At 42.2% G+C, this 12,155-nt stretch carries 10 protein-coding genes; 2 read left to right on the forward strand and 8 right to left on the reverse strand.

The window, feature by feature from the left end; genetic code table 11:
• Positions 1-5 precede the first annotated feature (5 nt).
• Together rpsP and ffh are read right to left on the reverse strand one after the other, a co-directional pair.
• Complete coding sequence (gene rpsP, locus C9J12_RS20075) at positions 6-257, reverse strand: 30S ribosomal protein S16 (RefSeq protein ID WP_006232610.1); 252 nt, start codon at positions 255-257, stop codon at positions 6-8.
• Positions 258-436: 179 nt separating this feature from the next.
• Complete coding sequence (ffh, locus tag C9J12_RS20080; protein WP_107244330.1) at positions 437-1,804, reverse strand: signal recognition particle protein; 1,368 nt, start codon at positions 1,802-1,804, stop codon at positions 437-439.
• A gap of 149 nt (positions 1,805-1,953) precedes the next feature.
• Between ffh and C9J12_RS20085 the strand changes: the two genes are divergently transcribed.
• On the forward strand, positions 1,954-2,751 hold the full coding sequence (locus C9J12_RS20085) for a cytochrome C assembly family protein (protein WP_107244331.1): 798 nt from the start codon (positions 1,954-1,956) through the stop codon (positions 2,749-2,751).
• Between the two features lie 86 nt (positions 2,752-2,837).
• On the forward strand, positions 2,838-4,115 hold the full coding sequence (locus tag C9J12_RS20090; RefSeq protein ID WP_107244332.1) for an HlyC/CorC family transporter: 1,278 nt from the start codon (positions 2,838-2,840) through the stop codon (positions 4,113-4,115).
• 81 nt (positions 4,116-4,196) lie between these two features.
• Here the strand turns inward: C9J12_RS20090 and luxS are convergent, their stop codons facing one another.
• From luxS to C9J12_RS20120, 6 genes are all read right to left on the reverse strand, one after another.
• Positions 4,197-4,715 (reverse strand): S-ribosylhomocysteine lyase, encoded by a 519-nt coding sequence (gene luxS, locus C9J12_RS20095; RefSeq protein ID WP_107244333.1) that lies wholly within the window; start codon positions 4,713-4,715, stop codon positions 4,197-4,199.
• Between the two features lie 69 nt (positions 4,716-4,784).
• Entirely contained in the window at positions 4,785-5,396 is a 612-nt protein-coding gene (locus tag C9J12_RS20100; protein ID WP_107244334.1) for a transglycosylase SLT domain-containing protein, read from the reverse strand.
• Positions 5,397-5,593: 197 nt separating this feature from the next.
• Positions 5,594-7,159 carry a glutamate--cysteine ligase gene (gshA, locus tag C9J12_RS20105; RefSeq protein WP_107244335.1) on the reverse strand — a complete coding sequence of 522 codons (1,566 nt, stop codon included), beginning with the start codon at positions 7,157-7,159 and terminating at the stop codon, positions 5,594-5,596.
• A 153-nt stretch (positions 7,160-7,312) separates the two neighbouring features.
• Positions 7,313-10,159 (reverse strand): M16 family metallopeptidase, encoded by a 2,847-nt coding sequence (locus C9J12_RS20110; RefSeq protein WP_107244336.1) that lies wholly within the window; start codon positions 10,157-10,159, stop codon positions 7,313-7,315.
• Positions 10,160-10,170: 11 nt separating this feature from the next.
• Entirely contained in the window at positions 10,171-10,602 is a 432-nt protein-coding gene (locus tag C9J12_RS20115) for a YqaA family protein (RefSeq protein ID WP_011219637.1), read from the reverse strand.
• A 421-nt stretch (positions 10,603-11,023) separates the two neighbouring features.
• On the reverse strand, positions 11,024-12,154 hold the full coding sequence (locus C9J12_RS20120; RefSeq protein WP_006232619.1) for a sodium ion-translocating decarboxylase subunit beta: 1,131 nt from the start codon (positions 12,152-12,154) through the stop codon (positions 11,024-11,026).
• Position 12,155: the final 1 nt, after the last annotated feature.

A 12,155-nucleotide genomic window follows, 5' to 3' on the forward strand; every position in this document is an offset into this window, starting at 1 on the left:
CTAAATTAAGCAGCTGCTTTAGCAGCGTCTTTGATTAGCTTAGCTGTGCGGTCAGACACAGTTGCGCCAAGACCAACCCAGTGATTAACACGGTCAAGATCTAGACGTAAACGCTCTTCCTGACCCTTAGCTAGCGGGTTGAAGAAACCGATTTTTTCGATGTTACGACCGTCGCGTGCGCAACGAGAATCAGCAACAACGATTTGGTAAAATGGACGCTTCTTAGCGCCGTGACGTGCCAAACGAATGGTAACCATATCGTCCTCTTTAGTTTTGCATTACTGTAAATAAATTGGCCCCGTCTAATAAAACGGGGCCAGTGCCATATTTTGAAGCCTCGGAATTTTACTCTTTGAGCCGATGAATGCAACTTATTTAGCTACTTTTTCACCAATCAGATAAAACAAAAAATAAAAAACCGATAAATATGAACGAATTAACGCCCAGGGAACATGCCGCCGCCAGGCATCATGCCCTTCATATTGCGCATCATGTTCTTCATTCCACCTTTTTGCATTTTTTTCATCATCTTTTGCATCTGAATGAATTGCTTAAGTAGGCGGTTAACATCTTGTACCTGTGTACCAGAACCCTTTGCGATACGCTTTTTACGCGACCCTTTAATAATCTCTGGACGTGAACGTTCACCTTTAGTCATGGAATTAATAATAGCTTCCATTTGTAAAAACATACGGTCGTCAACTTGATCTTTTACATTATCGGGTAGCTGAGACATGCCTGGCAGTTTATCCATCATGCCGCCCATGCCGCCCATGTTCTTCATTTGTTGAAGCTGGCTACGGAAGTCTTCAAGGTCAAAACCTTTCTTTTCTTTAAACTTCTTCGCTAATTCTTCTGCTTGGCTTTTATCTACATTACGCTCTAGGTCTTCGATCAGTGACAGTACATCACCCATACCAAGAATACGTGAAGCCACACGATTGGGGTGGAACGGTTCTAGTGCGTCGGTCTTTTCACCCACACCCAAGAATTTAATCGGTTTACCGGTAATATGACGCACAGATAAAGCAGCACCACCACGAGCATCACCATCGACTTTCGTCAGAATGACACCAGTTAACGGCAGTGCATCATTGAAGGCTTTCGCCGTATTTGCCGCATCCTGACCTGTCATGGCGTCGACCACGAACAAGGTTTCAACCGGATTAGCCGCTTTATGAATGTCTTTAATTTCATCCATCATCACGTCATCAACATGCAGACGACCTGCTGTATCGACAATAACGACGTCATAAAACTTCAATTTACCATGAGCAACTGCACTGCTTACGATATCAACCGGCTTTTGTTCCGCTGATGACGGGAAGAAATCAATCCCAACATCGCTCGCTAGCGTTTCTAGCTGTTTGATCGCCGCTGGGCGGTAAACATCAGCAGAAACAACAAGAACATTTTTCTTCTCGCGTTCTTTAAGAACTTTACCTAATTTAGCAACACTGGTGGTTTTACCCGCACCTTGCAGACCCGCCATCAAAATGACCGCAGGAGGCTGACAAGCTAAATCCAGTGCTTCATTTGACTCACCCATAACCGACTCAAGCTCAGCTTGAACAATTTTGATGAATTCTTGACCCGGTGTAAGGCTTTTAGATACTTCACTACCTACAGCACGCTCTTTTACGCGCTTGACGAATTCGCGAACAACTGGCAGCGCAACATCAGCTTCGAGTAACGCCATACGTACTTCACGTAGCGTATCTTTGATGTTGTCGTCCGTCAGGCGACCACGGCCACTGACATTTTTAAGCGTTCGCGATAAACGCTCCGTTAAATTTTCGAACATGTGCTACTCGCTCGTTACGCAATAAAATCTATATAATTACAGTTAGTATACCGCAATCCTGCATTCGCTTTCATGTTATAGATAGCGACTATTGTTTGAGCAGGGTATAATTGCGATCTCTAACCATCTTAACTAGTTAACAGTTTACTATGGATACGTTAATAGCCTTAGTGGCCGCTTGCTTTTATTTTCTCGCTCTGGGGCTTGTTGTTCCAGGCTTAACCAATAGTAATGGTATTAAAACTAAGCCGGTATTTATTGCGGCTTTAGTAGCAATAACGTTACATGTATTGCTGTTGAAAGACTTAATTTTGGGTGGCTCAGGGCAAAACCTCAGTATATTGAATGTTGCTTCTTTGATCAGTTTGATCATTGCAACATTAACAACATTCGCCATGTTACGCATGCGAGTGTGGTTTTTGCTTCCTGTAATATATAGCTTTGCTGCCATTAATTTATCAGCCGCAACATTATTACCCGGTGCCTTTATTACCCATTTAGAAAGTCATCCTCAAGTCTTATTTCATATCTCTCTTGCATTGTTTTCTTATTCAACACTTATGATTGCGACCTTGTATGCTATTCAATTGGCATGGTTGGATCACAAATTAAAAAATAAGAAGAGCTTGAAGATTAACCCTAACATTCCTCCTTTAATGATGGTGGAACGTCAGCTTTTCAAGATCATTTTGGTCGGTAATTCACTTTTAACCGTTACCCTGATTTCTGGCATCTTTTTTATTCAAGATATGTTGGCACAAGGCAAAACCCATAAAGCGGTGCTTTCTCTACTTGCGTGGGGGGTTTATAGCGTATTACTTTGGGGACATTACCAAAAAGGATGGCGCGGTCGTAGGGTGATCTGGTTTAGTTTAGTCGGTGCATTTCTTCTAACACTTGCTTACTTTGGTAGCCGTTTTGTGAAAGAAATCATAATTGGGGGCTAAAACCGTCTAATAATGAAGTACTATTGACACTTGTAATCAAATAAGTACAACTGTACTTGTGAACAAAACGTTAAGGAACTAGATTTTTGGACGACATATCCACGGGAGCATTATTCTCCCTACTGATATTGCTACTCATTATTTCCGGATATTTCTCCGGCTCTGAAACCGGCATGATGTCACTCAACCGTTACAAGTTGCGGCATTTAGCGAATCAAGGGCACCGTGGGGCAAAACGTGTTGAAAAACTGCTTGCCCGCCCAGATCGCCTTATCGGTCTGATTCTAATTGGCAACAATCTCGTCAATATTCTAGCTTCAGCCATTGCGACCATAATCGGAATGCGCTTATACGGTGATCTCGGTGTTGCTATTGCAACGGGTGCCCTCACCTTAGTGGTATTAGTTTTCTCTGAAGTCACTCCAAAAACACTGGCAACGATTTACCCTGAACGCGTTTCTTACCTCAGTAGTATTGTGCTTAATGTGCTCATGAAAGTGCTGTATCCGCTGGTCTGGTTTGTAAACGGTATTACCAATGGCTTTTTGCTTCTTCTCGGGCTAAAAGTCGATAACATGAATAGCTCAAAGCTCAATTCAGCTGAATTACGTACGATTGTTGATGAAGCTGGCGGCTTAATTCCTCGCCGTCACCAAGATATGCTTTTATCTATTCTAGATTTAGAAAATGTGACCGTCGAAGACTTAATGGTCCCACGCAGTGACATTGCCGCTATCAACATTAATGACGATTGGAAATCCATCACGCGTCAACTCATCCACTCGGCACACGGTCGTATCGTGCTATATCGGGATACGATTGATGAAGTCGTTGGCATGTTACGTGTGCGTGAAGCATACCGTTTGATGATGGAAAAAAATGACTTCAGTAAAGCAAACCTGTTGCGTGCCGCCGATGAAGTGTATTTCATTCCAGAAGCTACCCCACTCAATACTCAACTCTTAAAATTCCAACGTAATAAAGAACGTATTGGTTTAATTGTGGATGAATACGGTGATATTCAGGGCTTGATTACACTGGAAGATATTCTTGAAGAAATTGTGGGTGAATTTACGACATCGATTGCACCGACATTAGCGGAAGAGGTCACATCTCAAGCCGATGGTAGCTTGCTGATCGAAGGCAGTGCCAATATTCGAGACCTTAATAAAAGTCTGAATTGGAGTTTACCGACCGATGGTCCGCGCACGCTGAACGGTTTGATTTTAGAGCAGTTAGAAGATATTCCAGATAGCCAATTAAGTATCGAAGTCGCAGGGCATCAAATGGTCATTATGGACGTATCTGACAACATGATTAAGTTGGTTAAGATCTTACCAACGACGTTAAAGCAAACAGGCTAATCTCCTGTAGCGCACCTTAACTAAGAAAAAAGCCAGCAATGTATTTTGCTGGCTTTTTTGATTCTAATAAGCAGTGTATATCTACTTTACATCGAGCTCTTTCAACATGCTTTCAGGCAAGGCTAATTCGTCGTTCTTATTAACATTAATCCCTTCAGCAAGAATTGTTTTAGCAATATCTTTTGCTTCTTCTAATGAATGCATACTGTATGTACCACACTGGTATTCATTCAACTCTGGGATTTTATCTTGCGATTCGACGTTTAGTACATCTTCCATGGCTGCAGTCCAACCAGCTGCAACATCTTGCTCGCTAGGTGTGCCAATTAAACTCATGTAAAAACCCGTACGACACCCCATTGGTGAGATATCAATAATTTCTACACGATCTGAATTCAAGTGGTTACGCATAAAGCCTGCGTATAGGTGCTCAAGTGTATGAATTCCACGCTCACTTAAAATATCCATATTAGGACGACAGAAACGAAGATCAAATACCGTGATTGTGTCACCTTTTGGCGTTTGCATGGTTTTTGCCACACGTACCGCAGGGGCATTCATTCGCGTATGATCAACAGTAAAACTATCTAATAACGGCATAACATCCTTCTCCTTTGCCTAGCGTTTAGTTCTCTATATTGAGGAAAACATAACCGCGCTGTCGTTCAATTAGAACGGCCACCAGCTGCGGTTATCGTCTAATTCTTTGCGGCATTGCTTCAACTGCCAGCCATAATCTTTTGATTGTTTCTCAACTTTACGTGCAATCTTAATCAAGGTAGGTTTACTTTTATATGAACCACGCTTGAAGCCACCTCGCCCCTCATGGTACGCCAAGTATTGACTATAAGCATCCCATTTAGAGATACCTAACTGACGCTGAGTTTCATGGGTGTACCAACCAATAAAGTGCAGTGCATCATCAAAATTTGTTCGTGACCCACCATTGCTTGTCGCTTTTTGATAATCTTCCCAGGCTGGATCTTGCGCTTGTGCGTAACCATACGCACTACTCACTCTGCCCCAAGGAATAAAGCCTAAAATGTAATCTTTCGGAGGACGGGCATCATGGCGAAAGCTACTTTCTTGTTTAATAAACGCCATCGCAACATTAATGGGAGTACCCCATTCTTTTTGCATATCAACAGCATCATCGTACCAACTCGGATTTTCTCTGAAGATACTGCAGATATTTGATTGGTTTTTCGGTGGAGGAGTCGCACAACCCGTGACTGCCAGTAAAACACCAGACAGCATCAGTAAGCGTACAGCAGACAGCATATTTTTATTCACCAAACAGTGTGTGAACAAACCTAACTTAAGTTAATGCAATGCAAAAATCGGTTTGAACCAAGTGCATTTATCATGGTCTGAATTAATGACAGGCAGTAAAGCTGTCGTCATCCCTGCGAAATTATTTATGGGCGGCTATATATATAGCCGCCCAATTTTTCATCTTATTGTTCTAAGATTGAAAATCACTTCAAATCAGCAAAATAATCTTTTAAAAATTGTTCAAATGATACCGTATCACCTTGCTCAATTTTATGTTGTTTCTCTACTGATGTTTGGGCTTCAACGTCAAATTCTGATTGAGAATAAAAGCCATAAGACCGCTCAGCCAACGTTTGGCTGTGTTCTGCTGCGAGCTGATGCCCAACGGAACCGATACCTTCGTTTTGTTTCACTTTTTCAAGCAACTGTGCAGATAGCGTTAGATCGGGATTAAGAATCCAACCTTTCAATCGTTCACAGGTTTCCTGGTATTTATTGTTACCCGCGGCTTTATCCATCACAACCGCAACATCTTGCAGCTCTTTGAATACTCGCACACCCCAATCTTGCAGTGATAAGCGCTCACCATTACAGCCAATTTTCAGCATTAAATCAGGATTACGACCATCGAGCACAACGCGATTCCAGTTATCACGCCAACATGCTAATTCAGAGTCATCCATATCATCTGACGGTGTAAGCACGGCCCATGTAAGGAATAGGTCAAGGAATCGAACCTGATCTTCCGTTATACCAATAGGACTGAAAGGGTTCACATCTAATGAGCGTACTTCAATATATTCAACACCAGCCCGACCCAGTGCTTCTGAAGGCTTCTCGCCATCTTTGGCGACACGCTTAGGGCGAATAGGTGCATACAATTCATTTTCAATTTGCAGTACATTGCTATTTAACTGACGGTATTCACCATCCACTTTTACACCAATATCTGCAAAATCATCCGACGGAGTACGGATAGCTTCATTCAAACCATCAAGGTACTGGTCTAGGCTATTAAAGCCAATTTTCAACGAGCTTTGTGCATTATTGGTATAACCCAAATCACTTAGGCGTAAAGCTGTCGCATTCGGTAGGTAATAAGTACCACAACCTAACTGCTTAAAATCGACTGATGAATTATGTTTGTTAAGGAATGAGCCACATAACGCTGGTGATGCACCAAATAAATATGGGATTAGCCAACCAAAACGATAGTAGTTTCGGATCAAGCCGAAATACGCATCTGAAATAGAGTCTTGGCGATCTTGCTCACTTTGATCACCAAACAATTCTTGCCAAAATGATTCAGGGAAAGAAAAGTTAAAATGCACACCAGAAATAACCTGCATAACGCTGCCATAACGATGCTTCAACCCTTCACGGTACAAGGTTTTCATGCGCCCGGTATTTGAACTACCGTATTGCGCTAACGTGATGTCATTCTCTTTACCGACAAAACACGGCATCGACATTGGCCATAAACGTTCGTCACCCATTTGGCGATACGTAAACTGGTGAATATCACTTAATTGCGTCAATAAATGGTCAACATCTTGCGATACTGGAGTAATAAACTCTAACAGTGATTCTGCAAAATCGGTGGTGACCCACTTATTGGTTAATGCTGATCCTAACCCAACTGGATGTGGTTGATCTGATAAGTTACCTTCCGATGTAATTCGCAGCGCTTCACGCTCAAGACCACGACCGAGTTGTGTTAAGGCATCAGAATTAGCGGAAATCTGCTGCAACCTTTGTGAAAAATCCATGAAGGCCATTCTCGTTTATTATCATAATTGAAAAAGTAGAGTAATCATTATTGTTACTGATTACCATTAGTTTTATAGAGAAACACTTTTACTATATAGAAAAAACCGACGCTCTAACACGCCGGTTTTTTATTAAATAATTCAGGCTAACCCTTAAAGATTAGGCTGAATTGTTTTCATCGGAATACCCAGTGTTTCAAATTGTGGCGTCAATGCCTTAGCATCCCCCACTACAATGATTTGGTAATCATCTGGATTAAACCACTTAGCCGCTAATTCATTTAGTCGCTCTTTACTGATCTTCGCAACAATTTCATTACGCTCTTCAACAAAGTTGTCAGGTAGCGAATACGTTAGGATCTGACCTAGCAGTTGTGCTTTTTTACTTGGTGTTTCATAACTTAGCGCATCTTTCTGCCCAACCGCTAAACGCATAAAGTCGACTTCTTTATCTGTTACGCCTTCACGGCTCATTTTTTCAAGCTCAGCCAAGAACTCTTTCGCCGAGGCTAAGCTAGCATCAGCACGCACTTGAGCGTAATACACAGATAAACCCACCTCTTTCCCGCCGGTTTGATAACCACCCGCGCCATAGGTATAGCCTTTATCTTCACGCAGATTTAAGTTTAAACGGCTATTGAAGTTACCCGCTAAATTGAAGTTAGCCAATTGCGTTTCGTATAACTCCCCCGTTGCATCATAAGGTAGACCTTGACGAACAAGACGAATGATCGTCTGTGGCGCACCCGGCTTATCCACCATCCAAATCGCTTGTTTTTCTATGGTAGGTAATACAAGAGAGCTAGGTACTGGCTTGGTCGCCCCTTGCCACTTTGATAGAAAATCAATTTTCCGGATTAATTGCTGCTCGGTAACATCACCCACAACAACAATGTCGGCGCCATTCGGTGTGTAATAAGTATCATAAAAGTCTGTTACATCTTTCAAGGTAATACTCTTTAAAGATACCTTCGTGCCTTCTGGCGGTAAGCTAAACGGGGTGCCTTTATACAAAATTTCACGCGTAGCTTGGCTTGCTAGCCAATCAGGACGTTGATGTTCGTATACCGCACCTTCAATCGCTTGTGCTTTTAAACGGTCAAAATCAACTTCATTGAAAGCAGGTTTGAATAAACGCTCTTCCAAGATAGCCAGCGTTTGTACTATGTTCTTATCCAACGATGTTACCGAGACGGTTGTACCGTACAAGCCAGCATTAAAACTAACAGTACTGCCCAACGAATCTAATCGTGATGACAATTCTTCAGCAGTTGATTGAGTACTTGCTTCATTCATCATGGCTGCAACAAGCTTAGATAACCCGGTTTTCCCCATTGGCTCAAAACGACGCCCTGCAGGAATAACCATTTGTAATTCTACCGTTGGGGTTTCTTGGTATTTGGTACCAAGTACTTTAATACCGTTGGCTAGCTCAAATTGGTACAAGGTTGGCATTACAGCTTCTACAGGCTGTGAAGGCTGTGGCATTACATTACGATCAAAGTTATCAACCGGTTCACGTAAAGCTAATTGTTCCTCTGTCAGCTTTTTATGCTCAGGAATAATACGAGGCATTGGCGTGTAATTTGACTTAGCGGCAACCAAGTTAGTTTTACCTTTAGGCACTACACTTAAAGTCACATTGGGGTTTCCGTTTACGTACTGCATATATGCAGACTCAATGCTATCTGTCGAAACATCACGTAATTGTTGTAGCTCTACACTTAAATGATTAGGGTTGCCGTAAAACGTCTGATAGGCAGCCAATTGAGACACTTTTCCACTCACACTTTGTAAGCCAAAAATAGCGTTCGCTTCGACCATGCCTTTTAGTTCGTTCAGCTCTTTTTCACTGACCCCTCGTTCTTCTAAATCATCAAGGGTCGATACCACTTTACTACGCAGCTCTTTTAAATTGCCTTTCTCACCACTTTGTCCAATCGCATACACATACATGGTACACGCAAGTTCTGCACAATCATGGTAGGCACCCGCATCAACAACATCACCAGTTTTCACTAAGTTTTGATAAAGCAGACTGTTTTTACCACCGCCAATCACTTTGGCCAGCATATCAAGCGATGCTTCATCTTCTGAACCGTTAAACGACGTCGGCCATGCCATCATCAGCATAGGTTGCTGTACTTTATCTTCTAAGGTTATATAGCGGTCAGCATCCAGCGTAACGGGCTGCTTAGGCATGTCTTTTACTTCAGGGCCACGAGGAACAGAGCCAAAGTATTTATTAACCCATGCTAATGTTTGTCCTTTGTCTAAGTCACCACCGATCGTTAGCGTGGCATTATTCGGACCATACCAACGCAGGAAGAATGCTTTTAGATCATTAACATCAACACGTTCAAGATCTTCAACATAACCAATAGTTTGCCATGAGTAAGGGTGAGTACGCGGATAAAGGGCTTCGCCAAGGCGCTCATACACTAAACCATAAGGGCGGTTTTCATAACGCTGGGCGCGTTCATTTTTAACCGTTGAGCGTTGAATTTCGAATTTACGTTGAGAGACAGCACCGAGTAAAAAGCCCATGCGGTCTGACTCTAGCCATAACATTTTTTCTAATTGATTCGCAGGTACCGTTTCGAAATAGTTGGTACGATCTCGATTGGTAGTCCCATTTAACGTACCACCAGCCTCGGTGATCAAACGAAAATGTTCTTGATCGCCGACGTGCTCTGATCCCTGAAACATCATATGTTCAAAGAAGTGTGCAAAACCTGATTTACCTTCTTGTTCACGGGCTGAACCAACATGGTAGGTCATATCGACATGCACTAATGGGTCTGATTTATCTTCATGAAGAACAACTGTTAAACCGTTCTCAAGCGTATATTTACTGTAAGGGATAACAGGTTGCCCTTTCACACCTGCAACTTGCTCGACGAATGTAACACCTTCAGGCAATGTTGATGTCTCTTGCCCTATTTGATTACTACACCCTGCAATTGATAGCAACGTGACACTTAAAACCCACTTTTGCACTATAGCATTCCTTATAAAAAACCTTGCACTACCAGAGCCAACACAATGTAGCGCATAGCTTTACCGATCATAATAATGATAAAGCTCAGCCAATGGTGCATTCGCAACCAGCCCGCAGCTAAACATAAAGGGTCACCAATAACGGGTAACCAACTAAAGAATAAGCTCCAGTAGCCATATTTTTTCAACCACTGTAATGCTTTATGACCATGTTTTTCTTTAGAAGTTTTATCCGGTAGTAAACGCCCTAACCAGTAATTCGTCATTCCACCAAGTGTATTACCTATCGTCGCCACTAATACCACAAGCCATAGGGCATTATCACCCAGCTTAATCGTTGCTATAAGGTTGGCTTCAGAGCCGCCCGGTAACAACGTGGCACTTAGAAAACCAGTGGTGAACAATACCCATAATGCTGAATCGCCATTTAATAAATCTAACATCTTATTTACTTACATCAAGCTAATCGAAAAAAAACACTGCATATTAAATGCTTGTCGCTAAAACAATTTTGCCACGAGTACGACCTGTTTCGATCTGCTTATACGCACAAACACCTTCAGGTTAGGCATATTAAGCGTCAATATGTACTCTTAATGGTTTAATTTAGTTATCGCTCGCTGTTTACAAGTCGTAATATTGCTTCCTTTTTAGTGGGTTAATTTTACCGGCTAACTGAAAGTTACGTCATTAGCCTTAATAATGAGTTCCCCTTATACCAAGCTACAGACATAAAAAAAACGGATAGCGTCAAACTACCCGTTTCAAAATGTGTACTTATAGATATCACTAACAGGACGAGCCCTATCAATTAACCCAACGAATTAACGCCTGACGTTAAATAGTCGTTATGGCTGTGTTTCATTAGCCGACAAGGGCTAATAAAATACCAGCAGCAACCGCTGAACCTAATACCCCTGCAACATTCGGCCCCATTGCATGCATTAGTAGGAAATTTTGTGGGTTAGCTTCTAAGCCGACCTTATTCACTACACGTGCAGCCATAGGTACAGCAGAAACGCCCGCAGCACCAATCAATGGGTTGATGTCTTCCTTACTGAAACGATTAAGTAATTTAGCCATCAACACACCACCACCAGTACCCACACTGAATGCCACTGCGCCTAATAGCAAAATACCCAAGGTTTCAAATTGTAAGAACGTATTCGCTTCAAGCTTTGAACCCACGCCTAAACCCAACATGATCGTTACGATATTAATCAGTTCATTTTGAACCGTATTAGATAAACGATCGACCACGCCAGATTCACGCATCAAGTTACCTAAACAGAACATACCGATTAATGGTGTTGCTGATGGTAAAAACAGAATAGTCATCAACAATACAGCCAACGGGAAGAGTACTTTCTCAGCCTTACTGACATGACGCAATTGCTGCATCTTAATCTGTCGTTCTTCCGGCGAGGTTAACGCTTTCATGATCGGAGGCTGAATAATCGGCACAAGAGCCATATAGCTATAAGCTGCTACGGCAATCGCCCCTAAGAGATCAGGCGCCAAACGACTGGCAAGAAATATTGCCGTTGGCCCATCTGCACCACCAATAATCGCAATGGATGATGCATCTGCAAGTGTAAATTCCATTCCAGGAACAAGATTCAGTAAAATTGCACCAAATAAAGTAAAGAAAATACCAAATTGAGCGGCTGCACCTAATAACAATGTTTTAGGGTTAGCGATCAATGCCCCGAAATCTGTCATTGCCCCCACGCCCATGAAGATCAATAACGGGAAAACACCCGTTTCAATACCCACATGGTAGATGTAATACAATAATCCGCCCGGCTCGGTAAATCCCGAGTTAGGAATATTCGCAAGAATAGCGCCAAAGCCCATTGGCAATAACAGTAATGGTTCAAAGCCTTTACGAATAGCAAGAAACAGTAATCCACTGCCAACCAAAATCATGATGATTTGACCGAACTCAAAATTAGCTATCCCAGTCTCTGCCCAAAGTTTTAATAAACCGTCCATG

The sequence above is a fragment of the Photobacterium frigidiphilum genome (assembly GCF_003025615.1).
GTDB lineage: Bacteria > Pseudomonadota > Gammaproteobacteria > Enterobacterales > Vibrionaceae > Photobacterium > Photobacterium frigidiphilum.

Coding starts and splice junctions, on each gene's coding strand:
- rpsP (WP_006232610.1), bottom strand. CDS start 257: ATGGTTACCATTCGTTTGGCACGTCACGGCGCTAAGAAGCGTCCATTT.
- ffh (WP_107244330.1), bottom strand. CDS start 1,804: ATGTTCGAAAATTTAACGGAGCGTTTATCGCGAACGCTTAAAAATGTC.
- C9J12_RS20085 (WP_107244331.1), top strand. CDS start 1,954: ATGGATACGTTAATAGCCTTAGTGGCCGCTTGCTTTTATTTTCTCGCT.
- luxS (WP_107244333.1), bottom strand. CDS start 4,715: ATGCCGTTATTAGATAGTTTTACTGTTGATCATACGCGAATGAATGCC.
- C9J12_RS20100 (WP_107244334.1), bottom strand. CDS start 5,396: ATGCTGTCTGCTGTACGCTTACTGATGCTGTCTGGTGTTTTACTGGCA.
- gshA (WP_107244335.1), bottom strand. CDS start 7,159: ATGGATTTTTCACAAAGGTTGCAGCAGATTTCCGCTAATTCTGATGCC.
- C9J12_RS20115 (WP_011219637.1), bottom strand. CDS start 10,602: ATGTTAGATTTATTAAATGGCGATTCAGCATTATGGGTATTGTTCACC.
- C9J12_RS20120 (WP_006232619.1), bottom strand. CDS start 12,154: ATGGACGGTTTATTAAAACTTTGGGCAGAGACTGGGATAGCTAATTTT.